The 15079-nt window shown below is 64.2% G+C and carries 17 protein-coding genes; 11 read left to right on the top strand and 6 right to left on the bottom strand.

What is annotated here, in order from left to right; all coding sequences use genetic code 11:
• Positions 1–76 precede the first annotated feature (76 nt).
• The 4 genes from QZ281_RS14185 to QZ281_RS14170 all read left to right on the top strand — a co-directional run bounded on the left by QZ281_RS14185 (position 77) and on the right by QZ281_RS14170 (position 3543).
• Positions 77–1612: a DHA2 family efflux MFS transporter permease subunit gene (locus QZ281_RS14185; RefSeq protein WP_292229440.1), complete on the top strand. Its 1536-nt coding sequence runs from the start codon at positions 77–79 to the stop codon at positions 1610–1612.
• Complete coding sequence (locus QZ281_RS14180; protein ID WP_292229437.1) at positions 1612–2214, top strand: TetR/AcrR family transcriptional regulator; 603 nt, start codon at positions 1612–1614, stop codon at positions 2212–2214. Before QZ281_RS14185 ends, QZ281_RS14180 begins: the two co-directional genes overlap by 1 nt.
• A gap of 100 nt (positions 2215–2314) precedes the next feature.
• The gene (locus QZ281_RS14175) at positions 2315–3076 is read left to right on the top strand and encodes a creatininase family protein (RefSeq protein WP_292229435.1); all 762 of its coding nucleotides are present in this window, start codon (positions 2315–2317) and stop codon (positions 3074–3076) included.
• A gap of 92 nt (positions 3077–3168) precedes the next feature.
• Positions 3169–3543 (top strand): phasin family protein, encoded by a 375-nt coding sequence (locus tag QZ281_RS14170; protein WP_292229433.1) that lies wholly within the window; start codon positions 3169–3171, stop codon positions 3541–3543.
• On the opposite strand, the gene QZ281_RS14165 is transcribed toward QZ281_RS14170, so the two are convergent.
• The 4 genes from QZ281_RS14165 to ftsY form a co-directional block, all read right to left on the bottom strand.
• Entirely contained in the window at positions 3540–4148 is a 609-nt protein-coding gene (locus tag QZ281_RS14165; RefSeq protein WP_292229431.1) for a MarR family transcriptional regulator, read from the bottom strand. The two genes, QZ281_RS14170 and QZ281_RS14165, sit on opposite strands and share 4 nt — an antisense overlap.
• 121 nt (positions 4149–4269) lie before the next feature.
• Positions 4270–4560 (bottom strand): putative quinol monooxygenase, encoded by a 291-nt coding sequence (locus QZ281_RS14160; protein ID WP_292229429.1) that lies wholly within the window; start codon positions 4558–4560, stop codon positions 4270–4272.
• A 6-nt stretch (positions 4561–4566) separates the two neighbouring features.
• Positions 4567–5226 (bottom strand): septation protein IspZ, encoded by a 660-nt coding sequence (locus QZ281_RS14155; RefSeq protein ID WP_292229427.1) that lies wholly within the window; start codon positions 5224–5226, stop codon positions 4567–4569.
• Between the two features lie 2 nt (positions 5227–5228).
• Positions 5229–6164 carry a signal recognition particle-docking protein FtsY gene (gene ftsY, locus QZ281_RS14150; RefSeq protein ID WP_292229424.1) on the bottom strand — a complete coding sequence of 312 codons (936 nt, stop codon included), beginning with the start codon at positions 6162–6164 and terminating at the stop codon, positions 5229–5231.
• Positions 6165–6298: 134 nt separating this feature from the next.
• Between ftsY and QZ281_RS14145 the strand changes: the two genes are divergently transcribed.
• From QZ281_RS14145 to QZ281_RS14115, 7 genes are all read left to right on the top strand, one after another.
• Positions 6299–6613, top strand: a complete 315-nt coding sequence (locus tag QZ281_RS14145; RefSeq protein WP_292229422.1) for a YdeI/OmpD-associated family protein — start codon at positions 6299–6301, stop codon at positions 6611–6613.
• Positions 6614–6720: 107 nt separating this feature from the next.
• A complete protein-coding gene (locus tag QZ281_RS14140) occupies positions 6721–7185 on the top strand; it encodes a hypothetical protein (RefSeq protein ID WP_292229420.1) in 465 nt (154 codons plus the stop codon).
• A gap of 141 nt (positions 7186–7326) precedes the next feature.
• Positions 7327–7812, top strand: a complete 486-nt coding sequence (locus tag QZ281_RS14135; RefSeq protein WP_292229418.1) for a hypothetical protein — start codon at positions 7327–7329, stop codon at positions 7810–7812.
• Positions 7813–7992: 180 nt separating this feature from the next.
• Complete coding sequence (locus tag QZ281_RS14130; RefSeq protein ID WP_292229416.1) at positions 7993–8466, top strand: peptidase S1; 474 nt, start codon at positions 7993–7995, stop codon at positions 8464–8466.
• Between the two features lie 135 nt (positions 8467–8601).
• A complete protein-coding gene (locus tag QZ281_RS14125) occupies positions 8602–10647 on the top strand; it encodes an NAD(+) synthase (protein WP_292229414.1) in 2046 nt (681 codons plus the stop codon).
• Positions 10648–10721: 74 nt separating this feature from the next.
• On the top strand, positions 10722–10946 hold the full coding sequence (locus tag QZ281_RS14120) for an alkylphosphonate utilization protein (RefSeq protein ID WP_121481849.1): 225 nt from the start codon (positions 10722–10724) through the stop codon (positions 10944–10946).
• 133 nt (positions 10947–11079) lie between these two features.
• Positions 11080–12213 (top strand): GTP-binding protein, encoded by a 1134-nt coding sequence (locus QZ281_RS14115; protein ID WP_292229411.1) that lies wholly within the window; start codon positions 11080–11082, stop codon positions 12211–12213.
• 60 nt (positions 12214–12273) lie between these two features.
• Here QZ281_RS14115 and QZ281_RS14110 read toward each other — a convergent pair whose 3' ends face one another.
• Together QZ281_RS14110 and QZ281_RS14105 are read right to left on the bottom strand one after the other, a co-directional pair.
• Complete coding sequence (locus QZ281_RS14110) at positions 12274–13329, bottom strand: deoxyhypusine synthase (RefSeq protein WP_292229409.1); 1056 nt, start codon at positions 13327–13329, stop codon at positions 12274–12276.
• A 138-nt stretch (positions 13330–13467) separates the two neighbouring features.
• Positions 13468–14748, bottom strand: a complete 1281-nt coding sequence (locus QZ281_RS14105) for a type III PLP-dependent enzyme (RefSeq protein WP_292229408.1) — start codon at positions 14746–14748, stop codon at positions 13468–13470.
• Between the last annotated feature and the right edge of the window lie 331 nt (positions 14749–15079).

The following is a 15079-nucleotide window of genomic DNA, read 5'->3' as shown; positions in this document are numbered from 1 at the left end:
CGCCAGCCCCGCCGACGGGGCTTCGGCCCCGTCCTCATCGTCCGGCGGCGGCGGCCCCGTCGCCGGTCATCCCGAAATCAACTGGACCATGCTGCTGCTCGGTTTTGCGGGCATGGTGGTGGGCCAGTTCATGGCGATCCTGGACATCCAGATCGTCGCCGCCTCCCTGCCCCAGATTCAGGCCGGGGTCGGCGCATCCGCTGACGAGATCAGCTGGATCCAGACCGCCTATCTGATCCCCGAAGTCGTCATGATTCCCCTGTCCGGCTTCCTGTCGCGACTGTGGGGCACGCAGCGGCTGTTCATGGTCTCCTGCGCGGGCTTCGTTTTGATGAGCGTGGCCACGGGTCTGTCGACCTCCATCGACACCATGATCCTGTTCCGGGCCATTCAGGGCTTCGTTGGCGGGGCCATGATCCCGACCGTGTTCGCCGTGGCCTTCACCGCCTTCCCGCCGGACAAGCGCGTCACGGCCAGCGTGGTCATGGGCCTGATCGTGACCCTGGCCCCGACGGTCGGCCCGACGCTGGGCGGTCACCTGACCGAATGGCTGAGCTGGCGCTGGCTGTTCTTCATCAATGTCGCGCCGGGCATTCTGGTGCTGTTCCTGGTCGGTCGCTACGGCAATTTCGACAAGGGCGACCCGACCCTGGCCAAGGGCTTCGACTGGTGGGGACTTGGCATGATGGCCACCTTCCTGATGTCGATGCAGTTCGTGCTGGAGGAAGGGGCCAAGAACGACTGGTTCCAGGACACGCATATCCTGCTGCTGACCGTGATCGCCGCCGTCGCCGGACCGATGTTCATCTGGCGGTCGCTGACCTACCATCAGCCGATCGTGGAGTTGCGCGCCTTTGGAAACCGCAACTTCCTGGTCGGTTTCATCATGACCTTCATCGTCGGTTTCGCCCTGTTCGGCGGCACCTTCCTGTTGCCGTTGTTCCTGGGCCGGGTGCTGTCCTATTCCTCGTCCGAGGTTGGCACCACCATGGTGGTGTCGGGTCTGGCCATGTTCGCCACGGCCCCGTTCGCAGGACGTCTGGTGCGCAAGATAGACGCACGCATCCTGATGTTCGGCGGGTTCATGATGTGCGCCTACGGCATGTGGGAGGCGCGTCTGGTCACCGAGAATTGGGGCTTCTGGGAGTTCGCCTCGGTCCAGGCCTTCCGCGGCATAGGCGTGATGCTGGCCATGATCGCCTCGCAACAGGTGACGATGGCCACCCTGCCGCCGCACATGGTCAAGAACGCCTCGGGTCTGGTGAACCTGGCCCGCAACGTCGGCGGCGCCTTTGGTCTGGCCATCCTGAACACCAGCCTGACCACCAACACGGCCATCCACATGGGCGAGCTGACCAGCCGGATCACCCAGGGCGATCAGGCCATCCGCGGCCTGATGGCGGGCATGGCCCAGAGGTTCGGCGACACCATCGATCCCGCCGCCTCGGCGTTGAAGGCCGTCTATGGCATCCTGCTGAAACAGGCCACGACCATGGCCTTCGGCGACGCCTTCGCCCTGCTGGGCGTCATGTGCGCCGGGGCCGCCTTCGTCACCCTGCTGGCCCAGCCGGTGAAGGCCCAGCCCGGCGCGCCGCCGTCGGACGCCCACTGATGGCCAGACGGCGCGGGCAGGTGGACGAACGAAAGAGCGAAGCGATTCTGGACGCCGCGACGACCCTGTTCGCCGACAAGGGCCTGCAGGCCAAGATGGAGGAGATCGCCAAGTTGGCGGGGGTGTCCAAACAGACCCTCTACAACCGCTTCGCCTCCAAGCTGGAGATCGCCCAGGCCCTGGCCAATCAGCGGTCCGACCTCGTGGTCGCGCCGCTGAAGGCCGGCGGCGAACCGGACGTCGTGCTGGAGGCGTTGGGACGGGCCTTACTGGAACGCGTCTGTCACCGTGACAAGGTCGGCTCTATGCGTGGCGTTTCGCTGATGTCGGTCGAGGCGCCGGAGATTGCTCAGGCCATCTATGAAGCAGGCCCCAAACGCAGTCTGAAACTGTTGGCGGCATGGATGGCGGATCAGACCCGGCAGGGAAAACTGCAGGTTCCGAACCCGGACGAAGCCGCCGAGATGTTCTCGGGCCTGGTCATGGGCCACGGCCACCTGAAGGCCATGCTGGGCGTCGAACAGATCAACGCCGAGGGCATCGACATGCGCGCCAGGGAGGCAGTGCGCGTCTTCATGGCCGCCTATGCGCCCAAGTCATAGAGGCGGGCCTGTCCGCCCCTACGGGATCGCGCTATCAGTATGAAACCCAAGTCTGCTGCGTCGCCCTTGGGGCGCAGAGTTTCGTTGTGAGAGTGCATTCATGCTGATCCACCTGTCGTCCTGGCCCGAAATCGACGCAGCGCTGAACGCGGGCAAGCCCCTGTCCAAGACGGTGATCGTACCCATCGGCTCCAACGAGCAGCACGGACCGACGGGTCTGCTGGGCACCGACTGGCTGTGCCCCGAGATCATCGCCCATGCGGCGGAAAAGACCGACGAGAACCTGATCGTCGCCCCCACCTTCAACATCGGCATGGCCCAGCACCATCTGGCGTTCGCAGGCACCATCTCGTTGCGCCCCTCGACCTTCATGGCCGCGATCACCGACTGGGTCTCGTCGCTGAGCCGCCACGGGTTCGAGCGCATCTATTTCCTGAACGGCCACGGCGGCAATGTCGCCACCATCGAGGCGACCATCTCCGAAATCTATGCGGAGTGGAGCTATGTCGAGGAACAGCCCCCGTTCGTGCTGAAGCTCAAAAACTGGTGGGACCTGCCGGGCGTGAACAGCCTGTGCAATCAACTGTTCCCGACGGGCCACGGCATGCACGCCACCCCGTCCGAGATCGCCGTGACCCAGGCCGCCTATCCCGAACGGATCAAGACGGCGGAATACTCGCCCAAAATCGCGCCGAACGGTCCGATCCGTGATGCGTTGGACTACCGCGCCCGCTTCCCGGACGGCCGCATCGGGTCGGACCCGGCGCAGGCCAGCCCGGAAAAGGGCCAGAAGATCATTGATGCAGCCATCCCCGGCCTGCTGAGCGATGTTGCGGCCTTCGCCGCCGAGGAACGCCCCTGACCCGCAAAAACCCCTCGCCAGCAGACGCCGCCATCACCGGCGCCGAACTGCTGGCCGCCTCAGCCGAGGTCATCGCCGCCCGCACCACACGGATGGCGCAGGACCTGACCAATCCCAAGGGTCAGGACCTGAAGGAGCTGTCCTTGATGAGTTCGGAAAAGGCCGCCGCCATGACCGCATCGGCCAGTGCGGTGGCGGCCAATGCGGGCGCCATCAGCCAGCGCCTGGGCCGTGCGGCGATGGACGAAGGCGCCATCGCCATGCGCGCCGCCGCATCACTGGCCGAGGCACGCTCGCCGGTCGAGGCTGCGACGGCCCAGTTCCGCTATGCCCTGGGCTGGTGGGGTCGGGCGGCCGCGCAGGCGGTCACGTTGAACACCGAACTGATGCGGGCGCAGGCCGAAGCCATCGCCCCCATTCACAAGACCGCGACGGCCAACGCCAAGCGGTTGAGGAAGAAGTCCTAGGCCGCTTCGACGGCTTTCGGCTTCTTGACCTTGGCGGGCTTGACCGGGCGGTCCGCCTTGCGCGCGGCCTTCTCGGCCTTCTTCGCTTCCTTGTCCGCCTGTTTCAGCGCCTTCTTGGCCGCCTTGGCCTCGGCCTTGGCGGCGTCTGGAGCGGCATCGGCAGCAGCAGCCAGTTCAGCCAGTTGCGCCAGGAAGGTCTCTCGCTGACCTTTCGGCAGCAGGGCCATGATCCGCTTGTCCGCCGCCTCGACCAGTGGTCGCGCCGCTTCAAGGCGCGCCGCCCCTTCCGTGGACAGACGAACCGCCTTTGCCCGCGCATCAAGCGTGGAACGTTCCCGCTCCAGCAGACCCTTGGCCGTCATGCGGGTGACCAGATCAGCCAGGGTCGAACGGTCGATGCCGGTCATGCGGACCAGTTCGGTCTGGGTCAGGCCGGTCTTGATCGAGGTGGCTTCCAGCACAGCGAACTGGCGCTGGGTCAGACCATCCGGCCCCGTCTCTTCGGAATAGATGTCCAGCGCCAACTGCAGGGCGCGATGCATCAGATGACTGGGCGAAGTGCCTAGAGGTCCCACGCGTTTCGCCAGCTTACCCGCCTTGACCATGAGAACGTCCCCGAATGTTTCGTCCGAACGCGTACCAGCAGAGCTTTACGTTTTGACGGGAGAAGTATGTCGGTTGCACGACAATTTGTCTGTAGGCGCGGCGCAGCCGTCCTGCCCCTCGTCAGGCATCAAACCTGTCCATCAGGATATAGGTTCCGGGCTTCGACTGATGGGCATCGATTATCGGGACCAGTCGCGTGAAATGCTCGGTGCGGCAATGGGCGTCTAAGGCCGCCCGATCCGGCCATTCTTCAATGAAGACGAAATGGCCGGGGTCTTTCTGGTCCACGAACAGGTCGTAGGCGATGCAGCCCGGCTCCTGCTTCGTTCGTTCGACCAGCTCCCGATAGAGGGGCAGGACCGCATCAATATGCTCGGGCTTGATGAAGTCCTCGGCGATGACCTTCAGCACGCGAATCTACAGGCCGGTATCGGGCGAAATCGGACCGGGCTCCTCGTCCTTGAGCATGTTCTTCATGATCAGCGGCACCTGCGACAGGCCAAAGACCGAGGCCGAAATCCACAGCACGCCACGGAAGCTGGCCCAGACATCGTTCGGGTTCGGCGTATCGCGGCCCAGCGCGTGCCAGATGGCGGTCACAGCCGTCGGGCTGCGGAAGATTTCATTCAGTATGGCGACGGCCAGGAAATAGAGGCCATAGCGCAGGGTCAGTTTGCGCCACGCCGTGTCATTGACCTTGATCGCCGATCCCAGCAGCGCCTTGAACGGGTATTTCTTCAGCGGGATCGACCCCAGCAGGATCACCGCCAACAGGCCGTTCTGCACCGTCAGCTTCAGCTTCACATACAGGTCGTCGTGGGTGAAGACGGTCAGCAGGCCGAACACCAGGGCGAACAGGCCGGTGATCAGCGGCAGGGGCGCGAACCGGCGCTCAATCGCAAACCCGACCGCCAGCGCGATGGCCGAAGCCGCCACCAGCACCCAGGTCGCCAGGATCATGTCCTTGGTCGTGAAATAGGTGACCATGAAGGCGGCCAGGGCGCCGAAATCGACGGCCTGCCTGATCCACTGGCGGTTCTTCTTCTCAGGGGCGGCGGTCTTGGGGGCGTCAGTCATACTCAGTCTTCCAGTCCCACCAGAGAGCGGGAGAATGCACGGGCGTCGAACGGCTGCAGGTCTTCGACGCTTTCGCCCACGCCGATCAGCATCAGGGGGGCGTCAGACGCCTGGGCCACCGGCACCAGCACCCCGCCGCGCGCCGTGCCATCCAGCTTGGTCATGACGATGCCGGTGACGAAGGCGGTGCGGCCGAATATCTGTTCCTGGGCCAGAGCGTTGCGGCCCACGGTGGCATCCAGCACCAGCAGGGTGTCGTGGGGCGCCTCGGGATCAACCTTCTTCAGCACACGCACGATCTTCAGCAGTTCGTCCATCAGGGCCGACTTGTTCTGCAGGCGCCCGGCGGTGTCGATCAGGACGACGTCGTAACCCTCCTCGCGCGCCTTGGTATAGGCGTCGAAGGCCAGACCGGCTGCATCGGCGCCGTCGCGACGGCTTTCGAAATCCGCGCCCGCCCGTTCGGCCCAGACCTTCAGCTGTTCGCGTGCGGCGGCCCGGAAGGTGTCGCCGGCGACGATCATCACCTTGGCGCCCTTGGCCGTCAGGTCGGCGGCGATCTTGCCCAGGGTGGTGGTCTTGCCCGAGCCGTTCACCCCCACGAACAGGACCACATAGGGTTTGGGTCCGCTCAGCGGGTCAAAGGTCGCCTGACGTGGCGACAGTTCGGCGGCGACCGCCTCGGCCAATGCTTCCTTGACCTCGCGCTCGGGCGCATCCTTGCCGAACTTCAGCGAGCGGAAGCGTTCGACGATGCGGGCGGAGGCGGCGGGGCCGAGATCGCTTTCCAGCAGATGCTCTTCCAGTTGCTCCAGCGAGGCCTCGGACAGGGGTTCCTTGACGAAGGTCGCGACGACCTGATCGGTCATCTGCTTGGACGAGCGGGACAGCCCTTGTGAGAGGCGCTGGAACCAGCCTTTTTTCGGCGTGTCGGTCATGGGATGGCTTTAGCGATGCCAGAGCCGCGCGTCATCCGCATTCGCAAGACCATGGGCCGGACATATTGCTGCGTGGACATTGCGTCCTGCGACGAACAGACTGGATCAGATCCGAAAATCCGAGGATGGACGTGATGACGGATATTTTTCCGCAAGGCGTGGTCCACGAGGCAGGCGCCGACCTTGAAGCCGCCGTGCGCTCAGACCCCGGCGTCTATGATCTGTGGAAGGCCCTGACGCCGCTGGGCCGCAACGAGTTCATCTGCTGGGTGGACGACGCCAAACAGCCCCAGACCCGCCAGCGCCGCATCGACCGGACGGTAGAGGAGCTTCTGGAAGGCAAGAAGCGCCCCTGCTGCTGGTCCGGCTGCATCCACCGCACCGACAAACCGCCCAGCCGATGGCAGCAGGCCGTGCTGATCGACGGGAAGGGAAGGCGTGGGGCGTAGATCACAACCACGCACCCGTGAGCAACAGGGCTCGCAGCGTCAGCTTTCAGCAGGAAATCCAGCTTCTCGAACCGACACGTTGCGGACGTCGAACCGGCGGATCATGATTGGCCACGGAAACGAAGATGATGGCCGAAATGACCAAGCTATCGACCATTCTGCTTGCGAGCCTTCTCACAGCGGCCTGTGGCTCTCATGAGCAGTCGGGAAAGGTGCAGCCTAGTCCCGACTTCTGGTGGCAAGGCGATTTGGTGGAGCTTGACGGAACTCCTTTGTCCTCAGGCATCAAAATCGAAATCAAAAGCGCTGACCCCGCCGAAGAGATGGGGCCGATCCGATACAACATGGAATCCGGCTGCACCGGCGTTGGCCACGTCGAAATTTCGGGCGTTGTCAGTGCGTCGGAAATTCTTCGCCCCTGCGAAGAAGCAGACGCTGGCAGGATGCGACGCCTAACCGCCATTTCACATCCTGCCGAAGGAGTGAAGGCAACGCTCGTTTGGAATGACCGTGAGGCCACACTCGCATCGCCGTCAGGCAATGCACGGTTTCGGAACTCCGAAGGACGCTGAGCCGACTTCAACTTCCCACCCCTGGCCGGCACCTGCGAAGTTCGCCTGCTGGCCCGAAAGCCTATGTCCGCTCTCAGCGTCGAGGCCGAGAACCGCTTTCGACCCGTTGCGGACATTCAATGCGTCCGCTCATATGTCTAGATGACGTTGTTCAATCTGCTGCCTGCCGGGCTGTTTGTCGCCACAACGCTGGTCTTGAGCGAGGGCTCCGGCGAGCCCATGAGCGAACGGCAACGGTTTGTCGCTCGCGACGAAAAAGGGCAAGTCATCGCTACGGTGAGCATGGAGCAGCCGCTTCCCGCTCACGACACCAGCCTTACCTTCGATGGCCCGCCTGAACCGGGACACTCTGTTTTAATCGAACCAATGACTTTCGAGGATACAGGAGCGTTTGAATGCCACTGGTCCAAGCTCATCGCCATTTGCAAAACGGATGAACAAGAGCCCGCCGAAACCCGCCTAGTTGCAGGTGGCTATGTCCGTCGGCTCGATGCTGAGACTGTCATTGTATCCGACGCGCCAGGCGACGTTGCAGGCGATTTCGCTACTTTTCATGATGGGCGTCTTGTCGCGTTCGGAGTCATGGACCGAACGGGTACCACGGCTTGGCGATACGATGCACTTTAGGTCCGCTAACCACCCTTAGCTGACACTTTAAGCTTCCGCTCGACGCTTGGCGCCACACCTCGAAAAGCCGAACCGCGCGCGCTGAACCCTACGCCAACTTGACTGTTCACACGCAGTTCACCGAACATGGATCCTGATGAAGCCGCCTTGATACCGGGGCTTGGAAACCAGGAAGCATCAATGAAACATCAGATCGTCCGCTTGGCGTCATGCCTCGCCGTGACCAGCCTCGCCCTGTCCACGCCTGCGTTGGCGCAGGAAATCGGCGCCCAGCCGACGTTCGCCGACATCAGCCTGAACGCGGGTTTCATGCCCGATCCGACCCGTATTCAGGTGACGGCAGGCGGCTCGATCGACGCCGCCCATTCGCGCGGCGGTTCCTGCGTCGGCAAGATCGCCCGCGCCCCGGACGTGCGCGTGACCTATGAGGCGGGCTCCTCGCCCCTGATCATCAAGGTCAACTCCAGCGAGGACACCACCCTGGTCATGAACGGCGCCAACGGACGCTGGTATTGCGATGACGACGGCGCAGGCGGCGTGAACCCGCGCATCCGCCTGAACAATCCCGACAGCGGCGTTTATGAAATCTGGGTCGGCACCTATGCCGATGAACCCGTCTCGGCCACCGTCCTCATCACGGAACTCTCGGACTGATGCGGCGCCCCCGGCTTTGGCCGGGGGCCTTCCACTTTGATAGCGCGGAATGCGCCCCTCGCCCCGGCTGAAGTTTCTCGCCTATATGAAGTCTGACGAACGGCGCGCTGCGCGCCGGGTGCAGCGGGCGAGCTGATGGCCGAAACTCTTTCCTTCCATTCCCCCAAGACCCACGGCTTCGTGCGCGTGGCGGCGGCGACGCCGGTCAGCCATGTGGGCGACCCCATAGCCAACGCCGCCGAACATGTCGCCCTGATCCAGCAGGCAGGCGAACAGGGCGTGGACCTGATTGTCTTTCCTGAACTGTCATTGTCGGCCTACGCCATCGACGACCTGCACCTGCAGGCGGCCTTGCTGGAAGAGGTCGAACGCCAAATCGCCGTCGTGGCCCAGGCGACAGCCGATGCGGATCTGATCGCCGTGGTCGGGGCGCCGGTCAGGAACGGCGACGCCCTCTATAACTGCGCCGTGGTCATCGGATCGGGCGAGGTGCTGGGCGTGGTTCCCAAGACCTACCTGCCCAACTACCGGGAGTATTACGAGAAACGCTGGTTCGCCCCCGCCGCCGCCCGCAGCGAGGACGTGATCCACCTGAACGGCGAGACGGTCGATTTCGCGCCGGGTCTGGTGTTCGAGGCCGTGAACCGGCCGGGCTTCGTCTTCTCGGCTGAAATCTGTGAGGACTATTGGGCGCCCCTGCCCCCCTCGACCCGCGCGGCGCTGGCGGGCGCGCGCATCCTGCTGAACCTGTCGGCGTCCAACATCGTCATCGGCAAGGCGGACGAACGGGCGATGCTGAGCGCCAGCCATTCGGCCCGCACCCTGTCGGCCTATGTCTTCACCGCGTCTGGTTGGGGTGAGAGCACGACGGATCTGGCCTGGGACGGACAGGCGACCATTCACGAACTGGGCGCCAAACTGGCCGAGGGTGAGCGTTTCGCGCTGGAAAGCCACCTGACCCTTGCCGATGTGGACGTGGACCGGATCGGTCTGGATCGCTTGCGCAACGGCACCTTCTCGGACTGCGCGCGGCTGGAGGGCGAGGTCGCCACCATCGTGCCCTTCATGGCCCGAGAAGATGTGGTCGAAAGCGAACTGATCCGCCCGTTGGACCGTTTTCCCTTCGTGCCGGACGACGCCGGCCGACTGGATCAGGACTGCTACGAGGCCTTCAATATTCAGGTGCAGGGTCTGATGCGCCGAATGACGGCGACCCGGGCCAGGCGTCTGGTGGTCGGGGTTTCGGGCGGTCTGGATTCGACCCAGGCCCTGCTGGTGGCGTGCCGCGCCTTTGACCGGCTGGACCTGCCGCGCACGGGCATTCTGGCCTACACCATGCCGGGGTTCGCCACCTCTGACGGCACCAGGTCAAACGCCTGGACGCTGATGAACACGCTGGGCGTCACCGGGGCCGAGATCGACATCCGCCCCGCCGCCGAACAGATGTTCAAAGACATCGGCCACCCCTATGCCGAGGGTCAGCCGGTGCACGACATCACGTTCGAGAATGTGCAGGCGGGCCTGCGCACCGACTATCTGTTCCGGCTGGCCAATCAGAATGAGGCCTTTGTTCTGGGCACCGGCGACCTGTCGGAACTGGCGCTGGGGTGGTGCACCTATGGCGTCGGCGATCACATGAGCCACTACAACGTCAACGGCGGGGTGGCGAAGACTCTGATCCGGCACCTGATCCGCTGGGTCGCCGCGCGCGAACTGGTGGGGACCGAGGCGACGCCGACGCTGCACGCCATTCTGGACACCGAGATTTCACCCGAACTGGTCCCGGCCAAGGACGGCGTCATCCAGTCGACGGAAGGCACGGTCGGCCCCTACGCGCTGAACGACTTCTTCCTGTTCTACATCAGCCGTTTCGGCCTGAAGCCGTCCAAGGTCGCCTTCCTGGCGCATCAGGCCTGGGGCGACCGCACCGCAGGCGAATGGCCGCAGGGCACGCCCGAGGACGAACGCGTCGAATATGATCTGGCCACCATCAAGGGCTGGCTGAGGAAGTTCCTGATCCGCTTCTTCCAGACGTCCCAGTTCAAACGTTCGGCCCTGCCGAACGGGCCGAAGGTGGTGACCGGCGGATCGCTGTCGCCGCGCGGCGACTGGCGCGCGCCGTCGGACGGGGCGGCGCGGGTGTGGCTGGACGAACTGGACGCGAACGTCCCGGACGCCTGAATCTGTACGCCTGAACGCGAAATCCCACAGTCAGCGTATGGATATTCTGCAGCCCGCTCGCTAGAAGCCTCGCCATGACCGACGACGTGACCAAAGACTCCAACGGCAACATCCTGTCCGATGGCGACAGCGTGACCCTGATCAAGGACCTGAAGGTCAAGGGATCGGGCGGCGTGACCCTGAAGCGCGGCACGCTGGTCAAGAACATCCGCCTGACCGGCGATCCGGACGAGATCGAAGCCAATGTTGAAAAGGTGCGCGGCCTCGTGCTCCGCACCGAGTTCGTCAAGAAGGCTTAGAGCCTGATCGGTTGAGATGGGATCGCCACGCGATTTCATCGACGCCGTGAATCAGGCTCCAGATCAAAGCGAGAGCCTGATTCAGGCCCGAGCCCCCTTTTCAAGTGACAGTGCAGCCGCCATCTAGCGGCCTATGACCGACACCCTCGCCGCCCCCGCCTCGACCGCCGCCACGAACGGCAAGATTCCCGTCACCGTGCTGACCGGCTATCTGGGCGCGGGCAAGACGACGCTGCTGAACCGCATCCTGACCGAAGACCACGGCAAGCGTTACGCCGTCATCGTCAATGAGTTCGGCGAGATCGGCATCGACAATGATCTGGTGGTCGGCGCCGACGAGGACGTGTTCGAAATGAACAACGGCTGCGTCTGCTGCACGGTGCGCGGCGACCTGATCCGCGTGGCTGCAGGCCTGATGAAACGCCAGCGCCCCGGCAAGCCTGCCTTCGACGCCATCATCGTGGAAACCACGGGCCTGGCCGACCCCGGCCCGGTGGCCCAGACCTTCTTCGTCGACGAGGACGTCAAGGCCAAGACCCAGCTGGACAGTGTCACCACCCTGGTCGACGCCAAACACGTCATGGCCCGTCTGGACGATTCCAAAGAGGCTCGCGAACAGGTGGCCTTCGCCGACCGCATCATCCTGAACAAGGTCGATCTGGCCACGGACGAGGAACTGGCCGCCGTCGAGGACCGTCTGCGGGCGCTGAACCCGCTGGCCCCCATCGTGCGGGCTGAACGGTCCAACGTGCCGCTGGATCAGGTGCTGGGCCTGCACGCCTTCGATCTGGAGCGGATTCTGGAGGTGAAGCCGGACTTCGTGAACCCGCCGCACGGCGCGGACGGCCATGTGCATGACGAGCACTGCGGCCACGATCACCACCATCATGACCACGACCACGGGCATGACCACCACGATCATGACCATGGACACGATCACGGACATGGCGCGCGCGGCCATGCGCATCAGGACGACATCAAGGGCATCTCCCTGTCGCTGGACCGCCCGCTGGACGGCGCCAAGTTCACCAACTGGCTGGACAAGCTGCTGGGCGAGCAGGGCCAGAACATCCTGCGCGCCAAGGGCATCATCGACGTGAAGGGCGAGAACCGCCGCCTGGTCTTCCAGGCCGTGCACATGATCCTTGAGGGCGACCTGCAACGTGAATGGGGCGTCGCCGAACGCCGCTGGAGCCGCGCCGTCTTCATCGGCCGGGATCTGGACGAGGCTGCGCTGCGGGCCGGGTTCGAGGCTTGCGCGGCCTGACCTAGGCTTGATCGCGAAAGTAAAAGGCCGGTGGAGCGATCCACCGGCCTTTTGTCAGGCTCAGGCCCTGCCGAACAGCTTGTTCCAGCGGCGCTTCTCGCGGGTCTTCCAGGCGCCGCGGTGCCAGGCGTCGGAGGCGATCAGGGGCACGACTGTGGTGGCTTCAGCGAAGACCATCTGCTCGTGCGTGGTCTGGACCTTGCCCCATGACGCCGCTTCTTTCAGCGTCGAGGATGAGCAGGCGCCGTCGCGGACGTCGGCGACCGTGATCTGGACCGCATAGCGGTGCATCTCGGCCTCGACGCCCAGTATTTCGGCGCAGACGACCGTGTCCTGGGCAAAGTTCTTGGGCACGCCGCCGCCGACCATGAACAGACCTGTGACGCCCGCCGCGATCTTGATGTCGGTCAGTTCGCGGAAGTCGGCGATGGCGTCCAGCATCAGATAGGGCTTGCCCGCCGCCGCCCGCTCCTTCTGGTGCTTGACCAGACCGAAACCGGCCGAGCTGTCGACAAAGGCCGGGCAGAAGATCGGCACGCCCTCTTCATAGGCGGTCTGAATCAGGGAGCCGGGCTTCTTCGCATTCCCTTCAGATAGCCATTTGCCCATCTCCCAGATGAACTCACGGCTGGAATAGCCGCGCGGCTCCAGCCGGTTGGCGATCTCCAGGATGGTGTGGTCGCAGGCCTGGAGCTGTTCCTCGTCGATATAGGTGTCGTAGATGCGGTCGATGTAGTTTTCGCGCAGGACATTGTCGTCCACCTGACCGGCGGCCTGATAGTGTTTGAAGCCCAGCGCCTCGAAGAAATCCATGTCCACGATGGAGGCGCCGGTGGCGACCACGGCGTCGACCATGCCGAACTTCACCATGTCGCGATAGACGTCCATGCAGCCCCCCGCCGAGGTCGACCCGGCCAGGATCAGCCAGGGCGAACAGTCCGCATCCTCGATGGCCATCGAGAAGATGTCGGCGGCGCGGGCCGTGTCGCGCGACGAGAAGCTCATCTTGCGCATGCTGTCGATGATGGGGCGGGCGTCGAAGCTGGTGATGTCGACGTGCTCGACGACATTCTGCAGCAGTTGGGCCTTAGTGTTGGCGGGCGCGGTTGCGGTCATTTCGGAAGCTTGCCTTGATGAACGCCCGTCGAACACGCAGCCATGCCAGGACGGAGCGACCGGCGGGACCGTTAGCCTCAGCATAATCCGTCACCCTCGAACTTGATCCGAGGGTGACGGCTTGAGATGTGAACGCGTTTACTTCCGGCGCGACTTGCGCTGGCCGGCCTTGCCCTTGGGACGCGACAGGCGGACGACCTTGCGTGCGTTCTCTTCCGCCGTGGTGCGCACGGTGGGGATGGAACGCGGGGCCAGACCGTACAGCGAGGCCATCGGGGCGTCCTCGACCACGGCGATGTCGTGTTCGCCATAGCCGTTGAAGCCGGTCGACATGGCCACGCCATAGGCGCCCAGCATGCCGATCTCGATGAAGTCGCCTTCGCGCACATCGGCCGGCAGCCAGAACGGACCCGGCATATGGTCGATGGAATCGCAGGTCGGGCCGTAGAACTGGAAGGCCTTCAACTCACCCGCAGACTCGCCCCCATTCACGCTTTCTGGCCGGACCAGCTTGGTCGGGAAGGGCCAGCGCGAGTGGGTCGCGTCGAACAGCGAACCGTACGAACCGTCGTTCAGATACAGGGCGTCGCCCTTGCGCAGATCGACACGGGCCAGGATCGACGAGGACTCAGCGACGATCGCCCGGCCGGGCTCGCACCACAGCTCGGTCGTTTCCGACACCGGCATCTCGTTGAAGCCGCGATGGATGGCGTCGGCGTATTCGCTCATGTCCGGCGGGACCATGCCCGGATAGACCGACGGGAAGCCGCCGCCGACATCAACGATGTCGACGATCACGCCGGCACGGCTGATCGAACGGCCGACCTGGGCCATCGCCGCCTGATAGGCGGTGGGGCGCATGCATTGCGAACCGACGTGGAAGCTGACGCCCATCAGGCCTTCCTTGACCGCCTGGCGGGTGGCCAGCAGCAGGGCGGGGGCCTGATCCGAAGACACGCCGAACTTACCCGACAGGGTGTAGGCCGCGCCGTCTGCCGACACAGCCATGCGCACGACCAGGTTCAGGTCGTCCGCGCCGCCGGTGGCGTCGAGGATCTTGGTCAGCTCATCGGTGCAGTCGAGCGCAAAGGTGCGCACGCCGTAATCGAAGTAAGCCTTGGTGATGGCCGACCGGCTCTTGACCGGATGCATGAAGGCCAGACGCACGTCTTCGCTGACCGAACGGACCAGTTCGATCTCAGCGATGGACGCCACGTCAAAACCGCGAACGCCAGCTTCAACCAGGGTCTCGATGACCCAACGCGAGGGATTGGCCTTCACTGCATAGAAGACGTCGGCTTTTAAATTATCCTGGAACCAGCGCGCCGCTACGGAAACCGAACGCGGCCGCACGAGTGCGACTGGACGTTCAGGAGGCCGCTCACGGACCAGGTCCAGGGGAAGCTGGTACGTGCGCAATTCACGTAACCCCCTGATGATTGTTAACCCAGACCGGCGTTAGCAGCGCGTAACGGTTAGACCTACGGGGTCCGCCGGAAGACGCGATATGGGGTCTGTGGACTGTCATGTAAAGCGGTAATTTCATGGCAGTATCCGCCCCAGCCGCTGCGCAGGCACGCGCAGACACCCCGCGCTTTCGCTGCGGAGGTGATGGACGGCCCGATAGGAGGGCTGGGCGGGGCGCCGGGCCTTCGCCCGGAGTTGTTTGTAGAATTACCGTTTCGACGAAGGTTGTGACGCCCCGCGCGGATGGTTGGCCTGCAAGCTCGGGGCGCTGAATGGTGGCGGT

It is taken from the genome of Brevundimonas sp. (genome assembly GCF_018608325.1).
Lineage (GTDB): Bacteria > Pseudomonadota > Alphaproteobacteria > Caulobacterales > Caulobacteraceae > Brevundimonas.
The sequence above is the reverse complement of the archived record's forward strand: the minus strand, read 5'-3'. Positions and strand labels throughout refer to the sequence as shown.

Excerpts from the sequence above, each read along its gene's own strand:
- ftsY (WP_292229424.1), bottom strand. The coding sequence starts at position 6,164 with ATGACCGACACGCCGAAAAAAGGCTGGTTCCAGCGCCTCTCACAAGGG.
- QZ281_RS14130 (WP_292229416.1), top strand. The coding sequence starts at position 7,993 with ATGAAACATCAGATCGTCCGCTTGGCGTCATGCCTCGCCGTGACCAGC.
- QZ281_RS14175 (WP_292229435.1), top strand. The coding sequence starts at position 2,315 with ATGCTGATCCACCTGTCGTCCTGGCCCGAAATCGACGCAGCGCTGAAC.
- QZ281_RS14115 (WP_292229411.1), top strand. The coding sequence starts at position 11,080 with ATGACCGACACCCTCGCCGCCCCCGCCTCGACCGCCGCCACGAACGGC.
- QZ281_RS14110 (WP_292229409.1), bottom strand. The coding sequence starts at position 13,329 with ATGACCGCAACCGCGCCCGCCAACACTAAGGCCCAACTGCTGCAGAAT.
- QZ281_RS14145 (WP_292229422.1), top strand. The coding sequence starts at position 6,299 with ATGACGGATATTTTTCCGCAAGGCGTGGTCCACGAGGCAGGCGCCGAC.
- QZ281_RS14155 (WP_292229427.1), bottom strand. The coding sequence starts at position 5,226 with ATGACTGACGCCCCCAAGACCGCCGCCCCTGAGAAGAAGAACCGCCAG.
- QZ281_RS14120 (WP_121481849.1), top strand. The coding sequence starts at position 10,722 with ATGACCGACGACGTGACCAAAGACTCCAACGGCAACATCCTGTCCGAT.
- QZ281_RS14170 (WP_292229433.1), top strand. The coding sequence starts at position 3,169 with ATGGCGCAGGACCTGACCAATCCCAAGGGTCAGGACCTGAAGGAGCTG.
- QZ281_RS14125 (WP_292229414.1), top strand. The coding sequence starts at position 8,602 with ATGGCCGAAACTCTTTCCTTCCATTCCCCCAAGACCCACGGCTTCGTG.
- QZ281_RS14135 (WP_292229418.1), top strand. The coding sequence starts at position 7,327 with ATGACGTTGTTCAATCTGCTGCCTGCCGGGCTGTTTGTCGCCACAACG.
- QZ281_RS14180 (WP_292229437.1), top strand. The coding sequence starts at position 1,612 with ATGGCCAGACGGCGCGGGCAGGTGGACGAACGAAAGAGCGAAGCGATT.
- QZ281_RS14165 (WP_292229431.1), bottom strand. The coding sequence starts at position 4,148 with ATGGTCAAGGCGGGTAAGCTGGCGAAACGCGTGGGACCTCTAGGCACT.